Here is an 18647-nt window from a genome sequence, read left to right on the forward strand (position 1 = left end):
CAGGCCGGACGCCCGCGGAACGGTCACCGGAGCAGCGTCCGAGCGAGCGCCTCCGAGCGCAACGGGTTTCAGCCGAGCAACTCCAGCAGGTCCCACTCGTTCTCGCACACCCTGCGCCCGATCGCCGCCAGCTCCACCGACCCGGCGCCGCCGCGCAGGTGCCGCATGGTCTGCATGACGCAGATGACGCCCCACTTGAGCACGCCGAACGCCTCCCACCAGCGCAGCGCCTCGCGGTCCACGGGCTGCCCGCTCGCCTTCTCGTACGCGCTGACGAGGTCGTCGTAGCCGCCGAACCCGCCGACCGGCAGCGGCGAGCCGAACCGCCACGCCTTGACGCACAGCCAGCCGAGGTCCTCGAGCGGGTCGCCGGCGTGGGCCAGCTCCCAGTCCAGCACCGCCCTGATGCCCTCCGGGCCGACGATCAGGTTGCCGTTGCGGAAGTCGCCGTGCACCACCGTCCGCCGCCCGCCCGGCGGCCGGGTCGCCGCCAGCCGCCGCAGGGCCAGCTCGAACACCGGATGCGGCTCGCCCGTCAGGTCGAGCAGATCCCGCCACTGCCGCAGCGGATCGTCGTCCCGCGCCAGACCGTCCACCACGGCGCCCCCACCCTCATCGGCTCCGGCCCGTGCCGGCGGGTCGGCTGCGGCCCGTGCCGGCGGGTCGGCCGTGACCTGCGGCAGCGCCGACAGCGGCATGCGGTGGATCGCGGCGAGCGCCTGCCCGCACTGCGCGGCCAGCCTCGGCCGGGCCTCGGCGTACGCCTCGTCCCGCAGGATCCTGCGCGGGATGGTCTCACCCGCGACGCGGGTCATCAGGATGTAGGGCCCCGCGGACGCGACGATCCGCGGCACCGGCACCCCCGCGTCGTGGGCGGCCCGCATCAGCGTCGCCTCGGCGGCCAGCGGGGAGCCCGCGTCGAGCGTCGCGCCGGGGGAGTCGAGGCGCAGGATCAGCTCGTGCCGCTCGCCGTCCGGCGTGGCCGCGTCGAGCGCCCATGTCTCGCGCGACGCCCCGCCGGGCAGCCGGGCGCTGAACGCGATCGTCGCCCCCGCTCCGAACACCTCGCGCACCAGCGCCTCGGCGTCGAAGGGGTGAGCGTGTGCGGTGGTCATCGCAGGCCGAACTCCCAGTTGCCGCCCGCCGCGTAGACGCCGAGGATCCGCCGGCCCACCGAGTCGATGTGCACCTCGTCCGGCCCGTCGTAGATCCGCCCGGCGCGCGCGTGCCGGTACATCCGGTCGAGCGGCGTGTCGCCGGTCAGCCCCATGGCGCCGTACACCTGGATGGCCCGGTCGATCACGTTGTGCAGCGTGCGCGCGCCCACCACCTTGATGGCGCCGATCTCGACGCGGGCGTCGGAGCCGGCGTCGACGGCCCGCGCGGCGTTGAGAGTGAGCAGCCGGGCCGCCTGGATCTCGGCGTAGGAGTCGAAGACGTGCTGGCGCATGAGCTGCTTCCTGGCCAGCGGCTCGCCGAAGGCGGTGCGTTCGTGCAGCCTGCGGCACATCAGGTCGAACGCCCGCTGCGCCTGACCGAGCCAGCGCATGCAGTGGAAGATCCGGCCGGGGCCGAGCCGCTTCTGGGCGATGACGAAGCCCTGCCCGCGCGGGCCGAGCAGGTTGGCCGCGGGCACCCGGACGTCGTCGTAGCGGACCTCGCAGTGGGCGCCGTCGAGGCCGAGCACCGGGGTGTCGCGCACGATGGTGTAGCCCGGGGTGTCGGTCGGGACCAGGATCATGGAGAACGCCAGGTGCGGCGGCGCGTCCTGCTCGGTGCGGCACATCACGGTCGTGTACGCGGCCTGTGACGCGCCGGTGGTGAACCACTTGTGCCCGTTGATCACCCATTCGTCGCCGTCGAGCACGGCGGCCGTCCGCAGCTGGGTGGGGTCGCTGCTCGACACGCTCGGCTCGGTCATCGCGAAGCTCGGCCAGATGTCGCCCCGCACCAGCGGCTCCAGGTAGCGCTCGCGCTGTCCGGGGGTGGCGTGCTCGTGCAGCATCAGCGAGTCCTGCAGGGTGAACGTGCCGAGGGCGAGCTGGCCGAACTCGCTGCGGCCCTGCACCTCGTTGACGTACACGTAGTCGAGGAACGGCAGCCCGCCCCCGCCGAGCTCGCGCGGGTGGCCGAGCGCCCACAGGCCCTCCTTCTTCGCCTCCCGCCGCAGTTCGTCGAGTGCCGAGGCGGCGGCGGGGCCGCCGCCGTGCAGCACGGCCTCCGCCGGCTCCACCCGCTCGGTCATGAAGGCGTGGACGGCGTCGCGGATCGGGCGGACGCTGTCGGGGACGGCGAAGCTCATGAGAGGATCTCAGCCGAAAATCGTTGCCGGGTCAACGGATAAGGGGTCCCTTATGTCACAGGACGCGCAGCCGGCGATCCCCGCGCCGCACGACGTGCCCACGGCCGCGCAACTCGTGGCCGCGGTGCGCGACTTCCTGGCCGCCGACGTGCTGCCGGCCGTGGACGGCCGGGTGCGCTTCCACACCCGGGTGGCGATCAACGTGCTGGGCATGGTCGAGCGCGAGCTCGAACTCGGCCCCGCCCAGGCGCGGGAGCACGCCGTCCGCCTGGCGCGGCTCGGCGTGTCCTCGGACGCGGAGCTGGCCGCCGCGATCCGCGAGGGGCGCCTCGACGGCGACGGCGCTCTCGGCCCGCTCCTGGCGCAGGCGGTCCGCGCCAAGCTGGAGGTCGCCAACCCCGGCTACCTCGGCCCGGACCTCCCGGGCGGCTGAGGCCCCGGGCCGCCGGTCAGGTCGTCGGCGATGTCGCGGGCGCCGTACCCGTCGGGCGCCGGGACCTCCACGATCGGGTCGGGCCGGTCGTCGAACTCCAGCCGCAGGGCCCGCGCCATCGTCGCGTGCATCTCGTACAGGCAGGTGATGTAGGTCAGCTCCAGGATCTGCTCGTCCGGCAGGTGCCGTTTGAGCACCGCGAACACCTCGTCGTGCACCCGCCCGCCGTCGAGCACGAGCGCGTCGGTGTAGGCGAGCACGGCCCGTTCCAGCTCGTCGAACAGGTCGCTGACGCCCCAGTGGGCGATCGCCGCCACCTTCTCCTCGGGCACGCCGAGGGCCCGCAGCTGCTTGCAGTGCTGGGAGTAGACGAACTGGCTCTGCCGCGCCCACCCGGCCCTGGTCTGGCCGAGCTCGCGCAGCACCGGGTCGAGCCGGGAGTCGCGGTAGAGCTGGAAGCCCTTGACGCAGTGCCGGAAGATCGCGGGGTCGAGCGCGAACACCGTCCACCAGTCGCCGGGCGAGCCGGTCGCCGTGCCCTGCCTGCCGGGCTCGAACAGCCGGTCGTTGAAGAAGGTGACCACCGGGTCGGTCATCTCCTCGCGCGGCACCTGCCGCAGCCTCGGCATCAGACCGTCCTGTCGGCGGCGGTCTTCGGCTCGTGCCGCACGTCGCCCGGCTGCCCGACGGGGCGGGTCCAGGCGGCGAACTCGACCAGCACGCCGTCGGGGTCCTTGAAGTAGATGGACCGGACGAACACCCCGTCGTGCATCTTCGGCGCCACGCCGAACTCGCTGTCGTCGTGGTTGAGCAGCACGCCCACGTCGATGCCCTTGGCGACGAGGCGGTCGCGGTACTCCTCGATCCGCTCGGGCGGCACGTCGAAGGCGATGTGGTTCATCGATCCCACCGCCGACAGCATCTCGCCCCGGTCGGGCAGGTTCTTCGGCGCGGACACGCCCGGCACGCCCTCCGGCGCGTCGGGGAACCAGAAGAACGCCAGCGCGTTGCCGCCGCCGCAGTCGAAGAAGAAGTGCTGGCCCCAGCCCATCGGCAGCTCGATCGTCTTGATCAGCGGCATGCCCAGGACGCCGGAGTAGAAGTCGACGGTCTGCTTCATGTCCGAGCAGACCAGAGCGATGTGGTTGACCCCGTGGAGCTCGAATTCGCTGTTCATAGTAACTAAGTGCTTATCACAGGCGTCCGGCAAAAAACATGACATGAGATGTCCTCTTTACCGGGCAGGATCACCCGCATGATTGCACTGGTAGCGGGGGCGACCCGCGGAACCGGACGGGGCATAGCGCGCGAGCTGGGCGCGATCGGCGCGACCGTCTACTGCACCGGCAGGACCACCCGCGAGCGGCGTTCGGAGATGAACCGGTCCGAGACGATCGAGGAGACGGCCGAGCTGGTCACCGCGGCCGGCGGCACCGGCATCGCGGTCCAGGTGGACCACCTCGAGAGCGACCAGGTCAAGGCGCTGGCCGACCGGATCGAGAGCGAGCAGGGCCGCCTGGACGTCCTGGTCAACGACGTCTGGGGAGCCGACGCCCTGTGGAACTGGAACACGCCGGTCTGGGAGCAGGACCTGGACAAGGGGTTGCGGCTGCTCAGGCTGGGGATCGACACCCACATCATCACCAGCCACCACCTGCTGCCGCTGCTGATCAAGGGCGGTGACGGCCTGGTCGTGGAGGTGACCGACGGCACCTGGGACTTCAACGTCAGCCGCTACCGCGAGTCGCTCGTCTACGACCTGGCCAAGATGGCGGTCAACCGGCTCGCGTTCGCGCAGGCCCACGAGCTGCGCCCGCACGGCTGCACCGCGGTGGCGATCACGCCCGGCTTCCTGCGCTCCGAGGCGATGCTGGAGCACTTCGGCGTCACCGAGGACACCTGGCGCGACGCGGTCGCCAAGGGGGCCGACGCCGCGTTCGCGGTCTCCGAGACCCCCGCCTACACCGGCCGGGCGGTCGCCGCCCTGGCCGCCGACCCCGATCGGCGGCGCTGGTCGGGCCGGTCGGTCTCCAGCGAGGAGCTGGCCCTGGCGTACGGGTTCACCGACGTGGACGGCAGCAGGCCCCAGGTGTGGAGGTACCTCACGGACGTCGGCTACCTCACGGACGCCGCGGAGACGGGCGCCGCCCCCGACCCGGAGGACTACCGATGAGGCCGGACCGGCCCGGCGACCCGGACGACCACCGCCAGCCGGCCGTGCGGGCCTGACCGGTCCCGTACAGGCCGGACATCCGGGCGGCGGCCTCGGCGGCCAGCGCCCGGAGCTGCGGCGGCCCGAGCACCTCGGCCTCCGGCCCGAACCTCAGCACCTGCCCGTAGGCCACCTCGACCGACTCGACCGCGAGCCGTACGGTGCCGTCGGGCCGGAGCGAGCCGAGCGCACCGGCCAGGGCGGCCGGGTCGGCGATGTGGCGGAGCAGGCGCACCCCGCGCGGGCTGAGCCGCAGCGTGATCTCGGTCCGCAGCAGCGACCGGGTGAACCAGGCCGACTGCTCGGCCCAGAACGCGGCCAGGTCGAAGCCGGAGTCCCGGTCGAAGCCGGCCTCGCCGACCTCGACCGGGCCGAACCGGTCCACCCGGAAGATCAGGAACCTCGAACGCGAGCGGGCCGCCAGATACCAGGCGCCCGCCTTCAGCACGAGCCCGTACGGCTCCAGCGTCCGAAGCCGCTCCTTGTAGGCGGCGGTGACCAGGCGGTCGTTCCACACGGCCCTGGCCAGCGGTGCGAGCGCGGCGGGCGGTGGGTCGTCGCCGGCGAACCAGCCGGGGGCGTCGAGGTGGAAGCGCTGCGCGGCGGTCGCCGGGGCGTCGCGCAGACCGGGGGAGAGCGCGGCGGCGGCCTTCAGCCGGGCGGTCGCCGCCACCTCGTGCAGCCCCATCTCGCGCAGCGCCGCGGGCACCCCCGACAGGAACAACGCCTCGGCCTCGGCCCGGTCCAGGCCGGTCAGCCGGGTCCGGTAGCCGTCGAGCAGCCGGTAACCACCGCCGCGTCCCCGGTCGGCGTAGACCGGCACACCCGCCTCCGACAGCGCCAGCACGTCGCGGTGCACGGTCCGCTCCGACACCTCCAGCTCCCTGGCCAGCTCGGCCGCCGTCATCCCGCCCCGGCCCTGCAGCAGCAGGACCAGCGACATCAGCCGCGCGGCGCGCACAGCGGCAGCAGCACGGCGGACGGGCGGGCGGGGGAGTGGAAGACCTCCACGTCGGCGGGCACCATCGGGCCGCCGGCGGCGAAGTGGTGGCCGGTGCCGGGATTGCGGGCGATCGTCGGATAGGCGCCCGCGGCCACCTGCACCCGGATCCGGTGGCCGCGCCCGAACCGGTGCCCGATCGGCCACAGGTCCACCGCCACCCGGCGCACGCCGTCGGCGTCGGCGGTGTCGCCGGGCCCCAGCCGCCGCACGCCCTCGGCCAGGTTGAGCGACCTGCCGTCCGGGTGCACGTCGCACAGGCGCACCACCACGTCCACGTACGGCGTGCTGGACCGGACGAACAGCTCGGCCGAGACCGGCCCGATCATCTCCAGCTCCGAGGCCAGCGCGGGAGAGCTGTAGACCAGCACGTCGCGCCGGGCCTCCAGGCGCCGCTGGTCGCGCGGCCGGGAGTCGGCCAGCAGCACCGGCCCGCCGATCACCGGCGTCGGATGCTCGGGGTGGTAGCGGAACCGGTCGGGCTCCGACTCGGCGGGGACATCCGTGCCCAGCCCGAACCCCGGCCGCAGGTGCCAGCGCTGAGTCCGCGTGCCGGGCACCGGCCAGTCGGGGTAGTCGCGCCACTCGCGCGCCCCCGTCACGTACAGCCGCACCGGCTGCTCGCGCAGCCCGGAGTCGTCGCCCAGCAGGTGGGCCCGGAACCACGCCAGCGACTCGGCCATCGACGGCCGCCCGTGCCGGGTGTCCACGTGGTACCACGGGCCGATCGTCAGGTAGGGCCGGTGCCCGGCGGCCCGCATCGCCAGGTAGTCCTTCAGCTGCCACGGCAGGAACACGTCGTACCAGCCGCCCAGCATGGTGACCGCCGCTTTCACCTCACCCACCCTGGGCGAGAAGTCACGCTTGTTCCAGTACGGCGCGGCCGGGTCGGCGTGGTGGGCCAGCAGGTCCCGGTAGAAGCGCAGCGGCCGGCCGGCCGACACCAGGTCCAGCTCCGACACCGGCCGCCCCGACAGCACGGCCCGCCGGGTCAGCCGGGGCGCGGTCAGCACGGCCGTGCCGCCGAACCGGCGCGACATGGCGTCGGTCAGCGTGGTCCAGCTCAGCGCCGACTCCAGCGCGAACGCGCCGCCCACGTAGGCGGCGTCCCTGAACTGCGAGGCGGTGATCTGGGTGGCCATCGCCTTCAGCTCGGGCCCGGCCTCGGCGGCGACGGCCCACTGCGTGTAACCGAGGTAGGAGGGGCCGAACATGGCGAACGACCCGCCGTACCAGGGCTGCTCGCGCAGCCACGCGATGGTGGCCAGGCCGTCGTCGCGCTCGTCGCCCAGCGGGTCGAGCAGCCCGCCGGAGCCGAAACCGCCCCGGCAGCTCTGGATCACGACCTGGAACCCGTGGCGCGCGAACCCCCGGCCGTACATCCACCCGAACAGCCCGCGCCTGCCGTAGGGGGAGCGGATCAGGATGGCCGGGGGCCGGTCCGACCCGGCCGGGGCGTAGCGGTCGGCCAGCAGGGTCACGCCGTCGGGCATCGGCACAGGCAGGTCACGCTGGAGCCGGACGTGTCGCATGACCTACCAGTAACAGATGCCGCCCGGAATGTGGTAGCCCGGGGGTGTTCAGTTCCAATGCTGGAAATCTGGCCAGGTGGTGCTCCACGGCCGCCGGAGCCCCCGGCACAGCCACACCGTCATGCCCTGCTCCTCGTTGTCGATCCCGGCGCCGTTGTCCACCCGCGCCCGGGGCTCGCAGGTGTCGAAATCCTCGCGACGGCCGGTGTTCACCAGGATGGCGACGGTGCCCGACTCGGGCGGCGGGCCGTACTCCCACAGCTGGTTGTGACCGGAGTAGACACGCGGCAGGCCCGCCCGCGCGAGCGAGCCGTGCTCGCCGTAGTTGCCGGTCACGATCACCGCCCTGGCCTGTTCGCCGGGCGGCAGCGAGCGCAGCACCCCGGTCACCGCGGCGTCGAACTCCGGCCAGCCGACCGACTCGCGCGCCACCTCGTTGATCGCGGGCACGGGGGTGGCGGCCAGGACGGCGACCGGGATCAGCGGCAGCGCGATCACCGCCGAGCCCAGGCCGTTGAACACCAGGGACACCCGCGCCTGACGTGCCCTGCCGAGCCCGGCCTCCTGCGCGCTCACGCACCCCGCCGCGAACAGCAGCAGGATGAGGCCCGCCGTGTAGTCGAAGCGCCCCCCGCTGACCAGCGTCGCCACAGCGGTGACGGGGTAGGCCACGGCCAGCGCCCGCACCCGGCGGTCGCGCCACAGCCGCCACCAGCCGAAGGCGCCGATCACCGACACCACCGGCCCGAACAGGATCAGCTGCATGGGCGCGAACATCAGCCGCATCTCGCCGCCCTTGTCCTCGCCGAGCGCCTCCGCCATCGTCAGCTGCGGCCAGTCATGGGTGGCCTGGTAGATCAGGTTGGGGGCGGCGAGCGCCAGCGCGATCGCGGCCCCCGCCCACAGCCAGGGGCTGATCAGCACCCTGCGCGGCCCCGCCAGCAGCAACCCGGCGGCCAGCCCCAGCACCAGCATCGCGATCAGGTACTTGTTGTACGTGGCCAGACCCAGGACCAGGCCGACGGCCGCCCACCACCGGGGCTGCCCGCGCAGCAGCGCCTTGACCGCGAACAGGATGCCCGCGGCCCAGAACGGCAGGTCGAAGCTCGCCGTCAGCACGGTGTGGCCCACGATGAGGGTGTACGCGCCGGTGGCGGTGCCGAACGCGGCCAGGGTCTGGGCCGTGCCCCCGCCGCCGAGCTCGCGCGCGATGAGCGCGACCAGCACCACCAGGATCCCGGCGGCCAGCGCGGGCAGCAGCCGGAACGCGACCAGCGAGTCGCCGAACAGCGCGTCGGACAGCCTCACCAGCAGCGGGGTCAGCGGCGGCTGGTCGACGTACCCCCAGGCGGGATGGTCGGACAGGAAGAGGAAGTAGAGCTCGTCACGGTGGTAGCCGTAACGGCCGCTGACGGAGATCAGGATCGCGACCAGGGCGACCGCGATGGACGTGACCGGCCGCCAGGCCGGTGGGGGGCGTTCCATGCCCGAGAAGCTAGCCGACCTTCGTGAGCCGTGACCGCGAGCGTGCCGCGTTGCGTGATCTTGTGTGTGGCGGCTACCCTGGGGGGCATGCGAAGTCGCGCCGAGCTCCAGTGGTGGCGCCGCTCCTAGGCGGCGCGATACTCGCATTTCAACGGACGGCCGCCCCGGATGGCGGCTTTTTTCGTGTCCGCCCCCGGGGCTCATCATTTGACGGCTCACATCGACAAGGGGCAGTACGTGGAGACGAGCGGATATACCAGCGGATATGTCACGGCCGGCGGCATCGGCGTCGAGCGCGAGACGCGCGAGGTGTCGGAAGAGGCGCTCGAGGAGATCGTGACGGCCCTGGGCGAGAGGCGCGGCGGCGCGTTCTCCTCCGGCATGGACTATCCCGGCCGCTACAGCCGATGGGCGTTCGGCTACGTCGACCCCTGCCTGGAGCTGGTCGCCAGGGGCCGCACCATCTCCGCCAGGGCGCTCAACGCGCGCGGCAGGGTGATCCTCCCCGCCGTGGTGTCCTGCCTGCTGGCCGCGGGCAAGCCGGTCGAGGAGCCGACGAAGGACCGGGTCGAGGTCCACGTGCCGGAGTCGGAGGACCTGCTGCCCGAGGAGATGCGCAGCCGCAGGCCCACGGTGTTCACCGCGATCCGCGAGGTCATCGCCGCCTTCCGGGGCGACGACCCGCACCTCGGCCTCTACGGCGCCTTCGGCTACGACCTGGCCTTCCAGTTCGAGCCGATCCGGCAGGAGCTCGTCCGGCCCGACGACCAGCGCGACCTCGTGCTGCACCTGCCCGACCGGCTCATCGTGATCGACCGGCAGCGCGAGACCTGCCTGGAGCACCGCTACGAGTTCACCGCCGACGGCGCCACCACCCGTGGGCTGGAAAGGACCGGCGACGTCACCCCGCCCACCGCCCCCGCCGAGATCCCGGCCGACCCGGTGAAGGGCGCCTACGCCAAGGTCGTGGCCGCCGCCAAGGAGAAGTTCAAGCGCGGCGACCTGTTCGAGGTCGTCCCCGGCCAGGTCTTCCACGCCTCCTGCGCCGACCCGGCCGCCTTCTACCGCGGCCTGCGCCACAGCAACCCGGCCCCCTACGAGTTCATCATCAGCCTCGGCGAGGGCGAGCACCTGGTCGGCGCCTCGCCCGAGATGTACGTACGGGTCACCGGCGACCGCGTCGAGACCTGCCCCATCTCCGGCACGATCGCCCGCGGCAGCAACCCGGTCGAGGACGCCGAGGCCATCCGCACCCTCCTGTCCAGCGTCAAGGAGGAGTCGGAGCTGACCATGTGCACCGACGTCGACCGCAACGACAAGTCGCGCGTCTGCGTGCCCGGCTCCGTCCAGGTCATCGGCCGCCGCCAGATCGAGCTCTACTCCCGCCTGATCCACACCGTCGACCACATCGAGGGCCGGCTGCGCCCCGAGTTCGACGCCCTCGACGCCTTCCTCACCCACATGTGGGCCGTCACGGTGACCGGCGCGCCCAAGACCTGGGCCATGCAGTTCATCGAGGACCACGAGGCGACCACCCGCAGGTGGTACGGCGGGGCGATCGGTTTCATCGGCTTCGACGGCTCCATGAACACCGGCCTGACCCTGCGCACCGCGCAGATCAGGAACGGCGTCGCCACCGTCAGGGCCGGGGCCACCCTGCTCTTCGACTCCGACCCCGCCGCCGAGGAGCGCGAGACCGAGCTCAAGGCCAGCGCCCTGCTCGGCGCGCTCGCCGCCGTCAACGAGCCGCACGCGGCGCCCGTCCCGCCGGTCAGGGAGCAGCCCGGCCAGGGCATGAAGGTGCTGCTCGTCGACCACGAGGACTCCTTCGTCAACACGCTGGCCGACTACTTCCGCCAGGAGGGGGCCGAGGTGGTGACGCTGCGCCACGGGTTCCCCGCCGAGACGATCGACGAGCTCGCGCCCGACCTGGTGGTGCTCTCACCCGGCCCCGGCTGGCCGTCCGACTTCGGCATGTCGGCGCTGATCGGCCAGATCTACGCCCGCGACCTGCCGGTCTTCGGCGTCTGCCTCGGCCTGCAGGCCATGGTCGAGCAGGCGGGCGGCTCGCTGGAGCTGCTCGACCACCCCGAGCACGGCAAACGCGGCCAGGTGACGCGGCTCGGCGACAGCGCGCTGCTCGACGGGCTGCCCGCCGAGTTCACCGCGGCCCGCTACCACTCGCTGCACGCCAAGCGGCCCGGCGTCGTCGGCTTCACCGCCACCGCCCTCACGCCCGACGGCAACGTGATGGCGATCGAGGACACCCGCAACCGCCGCTTCGCCGTGCAGTTCCACCCCGAGTCGATCCTCACGGCCGAGGGCGGCGCGGGCGCGAAGGTCATCGCGAACGTGCTGCGGCTCTCGCGTCGGTAAAACCACCCCGGGAGCATGCGGCGACCCCCTAGAGTCTCCGCATGCTCCCCGTAGACCTTCCCGACACGGTGCGTGAGGCCCTGCTCGCCCCGCTCGTCGACCACCACTGCCACGGGGTGCGCCGCGACGACCTGTCCAGAGCCCCCTTCGAGCTGCTGATCAGCGCAGGCGGAGGGCCCGCGCCGCCCGGCACCACCCACTTCGACACCCCGATCGGCGTCGCGATCCGCCGCTGGTGCGCTCCCGTGCTCGACCTGGAGCCGCACGTCGCCCCCACCGTCTACCTCGCCCGGCGGGCCGAGCTCGGCGCCGACGAGGTCAACCGGCGGCTCCTGCGGGCGGCCGGGGTGCTGGCGTTCCTGGTCGACACCGGGGTGGAGGGCGGCGAGCTGCTGTCGGCCGCCGAGCTGGGCCGGCTCGGCTCCGCCGTGGCCGACGAGATCATCCGGATCGAGCAGATCGAGCAGGACGTGGCGGAGGTGGCCGAGGTCGCCCTCGACTACATGGACAGCCTCGCCGAGGAGCTCGCCGCCCGGGCCGTCAGGGCCGTCGGGATGAAGACGGTCATCGCCCACCGGTGCGGCCTCGGCTTCGACCCGTCCAGGCCGAGCCGCGGCTCGGTGCTCGCCGCGGCCAACCGGCGGCTGTCCGACCCCAAGGAGCTGCTGACCGACCCGATCCTGCTGCGCCACCTGCTCTGGACCGCGGTCGACGTGGCCAGGGAGCGCGGGCTGCCCCTGCAGTTTCACACCGGCCTCGGCGACACCGGCGTCGGCCAGCACCTGGCCGACCCTGCGCGGATGACCGGCTTCATCAGGGCGCTGCAGCCGCTCGGGGTGCCGGTGATCCTGCTCCACTGCTACCCCTACCACCGCCAGGCCGCCCATCTGGCCAACGTCCACCCGCACGTGCACGTCGACGTGGGGCCCGCCCTCACCCGCAGCGCGGCCGGGGCGTGGCGGGTGATGGACGAGCTCCTGGAGCTGGCGCCGTTCCACAAGCAGATGTTCGGCTCCGACTGCGCCGGCGTGGCCGAGACCTGTCACCTGGGCGCGCTCCACTTCCGGCGCTCGCTGGGCGGGGCGCTCAAGGCGCGGCTCGACGCGGGTGAGTGGAGCGCCGCCGACGCGGCCCGCGTGGCCCACATGGTCGGCTCCGGCAACGCCCGCCGCGTCTACCGGTTGTGATTTCCTCCTCCGGGAGGAGGTGCGGCTCGTCCAGACTTCGCCATAATCGCCCACGATGAGTGCGATCGAGATTCGAGACCTGGGCAAGTCATTCGGAGCCGTGCGCGCGGTCGACGGCGTGTCGTTCACGGTCGAGCCGGGCACGATCACCGGCTATCTGGGGCCCAACGGCGCCGGCAAGACCACCACGCTGCGCTGCCTGCTGGGGTTGGTCACCGCCGACTCCGGGACGGCGCTGGTCAACGACCGGCGCTACGTCGAGCTGCCGCACCCGCTCAGCGAGGTGGGCGCGGTGCTCGAAGCCACCAACTTCCATCCGGGCCGCACGGCCCTCAACCATCTGCGGATCATCTGCACCGCGGCCGGGCTGCCTCTCGCGCGCGCTGACGAGGCGCTCGAACAGGTCGGTCTGGCCGACGTCGCCGGCAAGCGGGTGATGGGCTTCTCGCTCGGCATGCGGCAGCGGCTGGCGCTGGCCACCGCCCTGGTCGGCCACCCCCGCGTGTTCATCCTCGACGAGCCCGCCAACGGGCTCGACCCGGCCGGCATCCAGTGGCTGCGCGGCTTCCTGCGTCACCTGGCCCACGAGCGGGGCGCCGCGGTCCTGGTCTCCAGCCACGTGCTGGCCGAGGTCGAGCAGACCGTCGACAACGTGGTGATCATCGCCAAGGGCCGTCTTGTCCGCCAGGGGAGCCTGGCCGAACTCGTCTCCAACGGCGACGCGGCCATCCGGGTGCGCACGGCCACCCCCGGGGAGCTGGTCCCCGCCCTCGAACGGGCCGGCGCCACGGTCACGCAGGCCGACGGTTTCCTGCGGGTGACCGGGCTCGACGCCGAGCGCATCGGCCAGATCGCGTTGGACGAACGGGTCGTGCTCACCGAGGTCGGCCAGGAGCGCAGCGACCTGCAACACGTCTTCCTGGAGCTGACCGGGGAAGGGGAGAGCTGATGAGGCTGATCCGCGCGGAGCTCCAGAAGCTCACCACCACCCGCCTGTGGTGGGTGATGCTGGCCGTCACGGTCGCCTACGCGCTGCTGCAGCTGGGGCTCACCATCGGCTTCGCGGGAGTGACCGGTGACCAGCCCGGCGCCCCCGCGATCCCCGGCCGCGACACCCGGGAGTTCCAGGATCTCCTGTGGGGGCTCGGCGCGGGCGGCGCGGTCTTCCCGATGGTCCTCGGGGTCGTCATGATGACCTCCGAATACCGCTACCAGACCATCACCAGCACGTTCCTGACCACGCCCAGGCGGGCGCGGGTGGTGGTCGGCAAGCTCGGCGCGGGCGTCGTCGTGGGCCTGGCGTTCGGGCTGGTCGTGCTGGCGCTGACCGCGGTCGCGGTGGTGGTCACGGTGTCGATCGCCGGTGGCGAACTGGCCTTCACCGGGGCGACCGCCAGGATCGTCGTGGGCACGCTGGCCGTGCTGATGCTCTACACGCTGTTCGGCATCGGGCTCGGCGCGCTGATCCGCAACCAGCTGGGCGCCATCATCGCGGCCGTCGCCTGGGTCTTCGTCATCGAGGCCGTCGTCAGCGCGATCCCCGCGCTGCAGCCGGTGGGCAAGTGGACGCCCGGCGGCGCCGCCGCCGCGCTCACCAGCAGCGGCGTGGACCTCGGCCTCGGCACCGACTGGCTGCTGCCGGCCTGGGCCGGTGGCGTGGTGCTGCTCGGCTACGCGCTGGTCTTCGCGGCGGTGGCCTCGACCACCACGCTGCGCCGCGACATCACCTGAGCCGCGAGCCCCGAGCCCCGAGCTCTCGGGCCCGAGACCTGTGGAATCCCGGGCCCGAGACCTGAGGCCGGAGTCGCGTGCGAGCTCCTGACCTGGTTTGCTGGTGGCCGTCACATCAACCGAGTGGGGGCTCCGCATGCACGCCGTCGAACCGGAGATCGAGATCAAGTTTCGTAGCGACATGGACGTGGAGTTGGTCAAGTCCGCCGCGTCCGATGTCGACGTGTTGTGGGCCGCACGCGTCTCCACCAAGGGGGAGAGCTCGCTGGCCGAGGTCGAAGCCGACCCCGAGCGGTCCAAGGGCCTGATCAACTTCCTGATGAGGGACCGGCACGGCACGCCGTTCGAGCACTCGTCGATGACCTTCTACGTCAGCGCGCCGATCTTCGTGTTCCGTGAGTTCATGCGGCACCGGACTTTTTCCTACAACGAGGAGTCCGGCAGATATCGGCAGCTGGTCCCGGTCTTCTATGTGCCAGGGCCCGATCGCAAGCTGGTCCAAGAAGGCAGGCCCGGCAAATATGTCTATACCAGCGGCACTCCCGAGCAGCACAAGCTGGTCACCGAGGTGACCCAGGAGAGCTACCGGCAGGCCTACCACGCCTATCTGGAGATGCTCGAGGCAGGAGTGGCCCGGGAGGTGGCCCGCACCGTGCTCCCGGTCGGCCTCTATTCGTCGATGTACGCCACGTGCAACGCCCGCGCTCTGATGAACTTCCTGTCACTGCGTGTCAAGCGCGAGGACTCCGCGTTCCCCTCGTTCCCGCAGCGCGAGATCGAGATGGTCGCCGAGCAGATGGAGGAGCTGTGGGCGGGGCTCATGCCCCTGACCCACGCGGCCTTCGAAGCCAACGGCCGCGTCTGTCCCTGACACCTGACGATCCTCACGAACCACCGGTGGCGGGTGATCTCTCGATCGTGGTGACCGGGCCGGTGGGGGCGCCTGACGGTGGCCTGCCGAAAGGGCGCTGAGGCAGGACCCGCCTGCCCCAGCGCCGGGTTCAGGCGAGCGTCGGCATCACGTAGACCTCGGCGCCCGGCGGCAGCGCGCAGTCGAGGCTGCCGAGGCCGCGGGCGTCCTCGCCTGAGATGATCATGCTGATATGCCGGCGGATGCGGCCGTACTCGTCGCGCAGCCGTTCCTCCAGCAGCGGGTGGGTGCGCCGGAGCGTGTCGAGCGCCGAGCCCAGCGTGGGCGGGGTCTCGGTGTCGGCGCCCACGGCGAAGACCTTGACCTCGCTCCGGCCGCTCACCCAGCGCCGCAGCGAGCCGGGCAGCACGAACACGACCATCGTCACGGGCTTGGCCATCGGCTACAGCACCGCCGCGCGCACCGAGAGCACGTCGGGCAGGTGCCGGGCCACCAGCGACCAGCTGTCGCCGTCGTCGCGCGAGGCGTAGACCTCGCCGTCGCGGGTGCCGAAGTAGACGCCCGCGTCGGAGGCGGTCATCGCGTCGCGCAGCACGGCCGCGTGCACCGGCGGCTCGGGCAGCCCCCGGCCGGACGCCCGCCAGGTCGCGCCCGCGTCATCGGTGCGGTAGACCCGCAGGCGGTGGTCGACGGGGGTGCGGTCGATGTCGGCCCGCAGCGGCAGCACGTACGCGGTGTCGGGCCGCGAGGGGTGCACCACGATCGGGAAGCCGAAGTCGGACGGCAGCGACGCGCCGATGTCGTGCCAGGAGCCGCCGAAGTCGTCGCTGCGGTAGACGCCGAAGTGGTGCTGCAGGAACAACCGGTCGGGGCGCGACGGGTGCATGCCCACCTTGTGCACGCACTGCCCGAACTCGGGATACTGCTGCCCCTCGGGCAGGAAGGGCGCCCGGATCCCCTGGTTGGCCGCCTCCCAGGACAGCCCGCCGTCGACGGTGCGGTAGAAGCCGGCCGCCGACACCGCGATGCCCATGATCTTGGGGTCGGACGGGTGCGGGATGATCGTGTGCAGGCAGAGCCCGCCGCCGCCCGGATGCCAGTGTTCCCGGTGGGGGTGCTCCCACAGGCCCTCGACGAACTCGTAGGTGGCCCCGCGGTCCTCGGAGCGGAAGAGCGCGGCCGGCTCCGCGCCCGCCCACACCACGTCGGGCTCCGCCGGCGACGGCGTCAGCTGCCACACCCGGGTGAGCGTGGCACCCGTCTTCTCAGGGAAGGCGACGGGTGGTCGCGGCGCCTCCTGCCAGGTCGCGCCGAGGTCGTCGGAGTAGGTCACCGAGGGCCCGAAGTGGCCGTACTCGATCCCGGCGAGCAGCCGGGGGACGGCGCCGCGCGTGTCGATCGCCACCGAGGTGACACCGACCGTGGAGAACCGGATCGGCTCGACCTCGAACGCGCCGCCGTTGGCCGAGCGGGCCAGGAACAGGCCCTTGCGGGTGCCGATCGCGAGCATCACATCACTCATGCCAAGCTCCCATCGCTCCTGTGTTCGCTTTCCGGCCATCGTGTCACGCCATCGCGGAGGCCGCCGAGAGCTGGGAGATTTGCCGCCGGATTACCCGCCAGGTAATCGTGGCGCTTCCCTCCCTGTCCTACTGTTTTGCGGTATGGGAGCGCTTGCCGTACAAGATGAGGCTTTTGGTGATTTGTTGCGATCGTGGCGGCAGCGCCGCCGCGTGAGCCAGCTGGATCTGGCGATCGAGGCCGACGTGTCGTCCCGGCACCTCAGCTTCCTGGAGACCGGGCGGGCCCGGCCGAGCCGCGAGATGGTGATGAGGCTGGCCGAGGAGCTGGAGGTGCCATTGCGGCACCGCAACCGGCTGCTGGTCGCGGCGGGGTTCGCGCCGGTGTTCCCCGAGCGCGAGGTGCGCGCCCCCGAGATGCGCACCGTACGGCAGGCGCTGGACAAGATCCTCGCCGGGCACGAGCCGTACCCGGCCCTGGTGGTGGACGCGGCCTGGAACCTGGTGGCGGCCAACCGGGCGGCCGGGCTGTTCATGGAGGGCGTGCCCGCCGAACTCCTGAAGGAGCCGGTCAACGCGATGCGGCTGTCGCTGCACCCCGACGCGATGGGCGGCCGGCTGGTGAACCTGGCGGAGGTGCGCGCGCACCTGCTGCACCGGCTGCGCAGGCAGGCGGAGGTGTCCGGCGACGGGCGGCTGGCCGAGCTGCACGACGAGCTGGCCGCCTACACCTATCCGGGGGTGGACCTGAACGTGGCGCTCGTGCCCGGGCCCGCCGACATCCTGGTGCCGCTGCGGATCAGGCACGGCGACCGGATCCTGTCGATGTTCACCACGATCGCGACCTTCGGCACGCCGGTGGACGTGACGGTGTCGGAGCTGGCCATCGAGACGTTCTGGCCCAACGACGAGGAGACCGCCGCGGCCTTCCGCTGACCGGAAGACAGCCGGCCGCGGTCGCGGATCGGCGATGCTGGACGTCCCCATCAAAAACCGACCGGCCGACGAGTTTCGCCGGCTCCCGGTGTCTACATCACAGGCATTGGAAAGGAGCACGCACATGAGCGAGCCCAAGACCCACACCCTTGAGGTGCCCGGCGGCATCCTCCACTACGACGTGCGGGAGGCCGAGGCGGGCGGCGCGCCGGCCCTGCTGATGATCGGATCGCCGATGGACGCCAGCGGCTTCGCCGCCCTGGCCGGGCACTTCCGGGACCGTACGGTGGTGACCTATGACCCGCGCGGGATCGGGCGGAGCGAGCGGACCGACGGCGCCGGCGAGTCGACACCCGAGCAGCACGCCGACGACCTGCACCGGCTGATCACCGCGCTCGGCGGCGGGCCGGTGGACATCTTCGCCAGCAGCGGGGGCGCCGTCAACGCCCTGGTGCTGGTGGCCCGGCATCCGGAGCAGGTGCGCACGCTCGTGGCGCACGAGCCTCCGGCCGCCCAGGCCCTGCCGGACCGCGAGCACGCGCTGGCCGCGGTGGCCGACATCCGCCGGACGTACGAGCGGGACGGCTTCGGGCCGGCCATGGCCAAATTCATCGCGGTCAGCAGCCTGCGGGGCGAGATCCCGGCCGATCTCGCCGATCGGCCCGCTCCGGGCCCGGCCGATTTCGGACTGCCGACCGAAGACGACGGTTCCCGCGACGACGTGCTGTTCAGGCAGAACCTCATCACCTGTACGCACCACGAGCACGACTTCGACGCGCTGCGCGCGTCGTCGACCCGCGTCGTCATCGGCGTCGGAGCCGAGTCGGAGGGGGAGATGGCCCACCGCGCGGGCGTGGCGGTCGCCGAACGGCTGGGCACGGCGCCCGTGACCTTCCCCAGCCACCACGGCGGTTTTCTCGACGGCGACTTCGGCATGAAGGGTGACCCGGACGCCTTCGCCGTCACGCTCCGCCAGGTCCTGGCCGAGTAGGGTCTGGGGCCGATCGCCAGCCGCCGCGTTGCGCCCTTCGCCTGGCGACACACGGCGCATCACGCCGCCCA

Annotated in this window: 19 protein-coding genes and 1 pseudogene; 10 read left to right on the plus strand and 10 right to left on the minus strand. The window is 72.4% G+C overall.

The window, feature by feature from the left end; translation table 11 throughout:
* Positions 1-68 precede the first annotated feature (68 nt).
* Positions 69-1115 (minus strand): phosphotransferase family protein, encoded by a 1047-nt coding sequence (locus AB0C16_RS05120; RefSeq protein ID WP_357679032.1) that lies wholly within the window; start codon positions 1113-1115, stop codon positions 69-71.
* On the minus strand, positions 1112-2302 hold the full coding sequence (locus tag AB0C16_RS05125; RefSeq protein WP_357679034.1) for an acyl-CoA dehydrogenase family protein: 1191 nt from the start codon (positions 2300-2302) through the stop codon (positions 1112-1114). Before AB0C16_RS05125 ends, AB0C16_RS05120 begins: the two co-directional genes overlap by 4 nt.
* Before the next feature lie 52 nt (positions 2303-2354).
* On the opposite strand from AB0C16_RS05125, the gene AB0C16_RS05130 reads away from it, so the two are divergent.
* Positions 2355-2735 (plus strand): DUF6285 domain-containing protein, encoded by a 381-nt coding sequence (locus AB0C16_RS05130; RefSeq protein WP_357679036.1) that lies wholly within the window; start codon positions 2355-2357, stop codon positions 2733-2735.
* On the opposite strand, the gene AB0C16_RS05135 is transcribed toward AB0C16_RS05130, so the two are convergent.
* The gene (locus tag AB0C16_RS05135) at positions 2705-3364 is read right to left on the minus strand and encodes a carboxymuconolactone decarboxylase family protein (RefSeq protein WP_357679038.1); all 660 of its coding nucleotides are present in this window, start codon (positions 3362-3364) and stop codon (positions 2705-2707) included. The two genes, AB0C16_RS05130 and AB0C16_RS05135, sit on opposite strands and share 31 nt — an antisense overlap.
* Entirely contained in the window at positions 3364-3912 is a 549-nt protein-coding gene (locus AB0C16_RS05140) for a VOC family protein (RefSeq protein ID WP_357679040.1), read from the minus strand. Before AB0C16_RS05140 ends, AB0C16_RS05135 begins: the two co-directional genes overlap by 1 nt.
* Before the next feature lie 78 nt (positions 3913-3990).
* Between AB0C16_RS05140 and AB0C16_RS05145 the strand changes: the two genes are divergently transcribed.
* A complete protein-coding gene (locus AB0C16_RS05145) occupies positions 3991-4908 on the plus strand; it encodes an SDR family oxidoreductase (RefSeq protein ID WP_357679042.1) in 918 nt (305 codons plus the stop codon).
* Here AB0C16_RS05145 and AB0C16_RS05150 read toward each other — a convergent pair.
* Positions 4856-5476: a WYL domain-containing protein gene (locus tag AB0C16_RS05150; RefSeq protein WP_357679291.1), complete on the minus strand. Its 621-nt coding sequence runs from the start codon at positions 5474-5476 to the stop codon at positions 4856-4858. The two genes, AB0C16_RS05145 and AB0C16_RS05150, sit on opposite strands and share 53 nt — an antisense overlap.
* Here AB0C16_RS05150 and AB0C16_RS05155 point away from each other — a divergent pair.
* The gene (locus AB0C16_RS05155) at positions 5442-5717 is read left to right on the plus strand and encodes a twin-arginine translocation signal domain-containing protein (protein WP_357679292.1); all 276 of its coding nucleotides are present in this window, start codon (positions 5442-5444) and stop codon (positions 5715-5717) included. The two genes, AB0C16_RS05150 and AB0C16_RS05155, sit on opposite strands and share 35 nt — an antisense overlap.
* Before the next feature lie 71 nt (positions 5718-5788).
* Here the strand turns inward: AB0C16_RS05155 and AB0C16_RS05160 are convergent.
* The 3 genes and pseudogenes from AB0C16_RS05160 to AB0C16_RS05170 all read right to left on the minus strand — a co-directional run.
* Positions 5789-5890, minus strand: a pseudogene (locus AB0C16_RS05160) (helix-turn-helix domain-containing protein); the annotation flags it as partial.
* The gene (locus tag AB0C16_RS05165; protein WP_357679044.1) at positions 5890-7479 is read right to left on the minus strand and encodes a CocE/NonD family hydrolase; all 1590 of its coding nucleotides are present in this window, start codon (positions 7477-7479) and stop codon (positions 5890-5892) included. The pseudogene AB0C16_RS05160 and the gene AB0C16_RS05165, both read right to left, overlap by 1 nt.
* A 48-nt stretch (positions 7480-7527) precedes the next feature.
* Positions 7528-8964, minus strand: a complete 1437-nt coding sequence (locus AB0C16_RS05170; protein WP_357679046.1) for a glycosyltransferase family 39 protein — start codon at positions 8962-8964, stop codon at positions 7528-7530.
* A 237-nt stretch (positions 8965-9201) separates the two neighbouring features.
* Here AB0C16_RS05170 and AB0C16_RS05175 point away from each other — a divergent pair, with 237 nt between their 5' ends.
* From AB0C16_RS05175 to thyX, 5 genes are all read left to right on the plus strand, one after another.
* Positions 9202-11340: an anthranilate synthase component I gene (locus tag AB0C16_RS05175; RefSeq protein WP_357679294.1), complete on the plus strand. Its 2139-nt coding sequence runs from the start codon at positions 9202-9204 to the stop codon at positions 11338-11340.
* Between the two features lie 41 nt (positions 11341-11381).
* The gene (locus tag AB0C16_RS05180) at positions 11382-12527 is read left to right on the plus strand and encodes an amidohydrolase family protein (protein WP_357679048.1); all 1146 of its coding nucleotides are present in this window, start codon (positions 11382-11384) and stop codon (positions 12525-12527) included.
* 55 nt (positions 12528-12582) lie between these two features.
* Positions 12583-13476, plus strand: coding sequence for an ATP-binding cassette domain-containing protein (locus AB0C16_RS05185; protein WP_357679050.1), 894 nt, complete (start codon positions 12583-12585; stop codon positions 13474-13476).
* Positions 13476-14258: an ABC transporter permease gene (locus AB0C16_RS05190; protein WP_357679052.1), complete on the plus strand. Its 783-nt coding sequence runs from the start codon at positions 13476-13478 to the stop codon at positions 14256-14258. The genes AB0C16_RS05185 and AB0C16_RS05190 overlap by 1 nt, the downstream gene beginning before the upstream one ends.
* Before the next feature lie 103 nt (positions 14259-14361).
* On the plus strand, positions 14362-15129 hold the full coding sequence (gene thyX, locus AB0C16_RS05195) for an FAD-dependent thymidylate synthase (protein ID WP_357679054.1): 768 nt from the start codon (positions 14362-14364) through the stop codon (positions 15127-15129).
* Between the two features lie 130 nt (positions 15130-15259).
* Here thyX and AB0C16_RS05200 read toward each other — a convergent pair whose 3' ends face one another.
* Together AB0C16_RS05200 and AB0C16_RS05205 are read right to left on the minus strand one after the other, a co-directional pair.
* Entirely contained in the window at positions 15260-15568 is a 309-nt protein-coding gene (locus AB0C16_RS05200; protein WP_357679056.1) for a hypothetical protein, read from the minus strand.
* Positions 15569-15571: 3 nt separating this feature from the next.
* The gene (locus AB0C16_RS05205; RefSeq protein WP_357679058.1) at positions 15572-16651 is read right to left on the minus strand and encodes an exo-alpha-sialidase; all 1080 of its coding nucleotides are present in this window, start codon (positions 16649-16651) and stop codon (positions 15572-15574) included.
* 142 nt (positions 16652-16793) lie between these two features.
* Between AB0C16_RS05205 and AB0C16_RS05210 the strand changes: the two genes are divergently transcribed.
* Positions 16794-17585, plus strand: a complete 792-nt coding sequence (locus tag AB0C16_RS05210) for a helix-turn-helix transcriptional regulator (RefSeq protein WP_357679060.1) — start codon at positions 16794-16796, stop codon at positions 17583-17585.
* A 124-nt stretch (positions 17586-17709) separates the two neighbouring features.
* Positions 17710-18576, plus strand: coding sequence for an alpha/beta hydrolase (locus tag AB0C16_RS05215; protein WP_357679062.1), 867 nt, complete (start codon positions 17710-17712; stop codon positions 18574-18576).
* Positions 18577-18647: the final 71 nt, after the last annotated feature.

This window comes from Nonomuraea sp. NPDC048916 (assembly GCF_040649575.1).
Lineage (GTDB): Bacteria > Actinomycetota > Actinomycetes > Streptosporangiales > Streptosporangiaceae > Nonomuraea.

Bases quoted from the DNA above. Each gene is read 5' to 3' on its own strand.
- AB0C16_RS05120 (WP_357679032.1), bottom strand. From the start codon at position 1,115: ATGACCACCGCACACGCTCACCCCTTCGACGCCGAGGCGCTGGTGCGC.
- AB0C16_RS05125 (WP_357679034.1), bottom strand. From the start codon at position 2,302: ATGAGCTTCGCCGTCCCCGACAGCGTCCGCCCGATCCGCGACGCCGTC.
- AB0C16_RS05130 (WP_357679036.1), top strand. From the start codon at position 2,355: ATGTCACAGGACGCGCAGCCGGCGATCCCCGCGCCGCACGACGTGCCC.
- AB0C16_RS05135 (WP_357679038.1), bottom strand. From the start codon at position 3,364: ATGCCGAGGCTGCGGCAGGTGCCGCGCGAGGAGATGACCGACCCGGTG.
- AB0C16_RS05140 (WP_357679040.1), bottom strand. From the start codon at position 3,912: ATGAACAGCGAATTCGAGCTCCACGGGGTCAACCACATCGCTCTGGTC.
- AB0C16_RS05145 (WP_357679042.1), top strand. From the start codon at position 3,991: ATGATTGCACTGGTAGCGGGGGCGACCCGCGGAACCGGACGGGGCATA.
- AB0C16_RS05165 (WP_357679044.1), bottom strand. From the start codon at position 7,479: ATGCGACACGTCCGGCTCCAGCGTGACCTGCCTGTGCCGATGCCCGAC.
- AB0C16_RS05170 (WP_357679046.1), bottom strand. From the start codon at position 8,964: ATGGAACGCCCCCCACCGGCCTGGCGGCCGGTCACGTCCATCGCGGTC.
- AB0C16_RS05180 (WP_357679048.1), top strand. From the start codon at position 11,382: ATGCTCCCCGTAGACCTTCCCGACACGGTGCGTGAGGCCCTGCTCGCC.
- AB0C16_RS05185 (WP_357679050.1), top strand. From the start codon at position 12,583: ATGAGTGCGATCGAGATTCGAGACCTGGGCAAGTCATTCGGAGCCGTG.
- AB0C16_RS05190 (WP_357679052.1), top strand. From the start codon at position 13,476: ATGAGGCTGATCCGCGCGGAGCTCCAGAAGCTCACCACCACCCGCCTG.
- AB0C16_RS05200 (WP_357679056.1), bottom strand. From the start codon at position 15,568: ATGGCCAAGCCCGTGACGATGGTCGTGTTCGTGCTGCCCGGCTCGCTG.
- AB0C16_RS05205 (WP_357679058.1), bottom strand. From the start codon at position 16,651: ATGAGTGATGTGATGCTCGCGATCGGCACCCGCAAGGGCCTGTTCCTG.
- AB0C16_RS05210 (WP_357679060.1), top strand. From the start codon at position 16,794: ATGGGAGCGCTTGCCGTACAAGATGAGGCTTTTGGTGATTTGTTGCGA.
- AB0C16_RS05215 (WP_357679062.1), top strand. From the start codon at position 17,710: ATGAGCGAGCCCAAGACCCACACCCTTGAGGTGCCCGGCGGCATCCTC.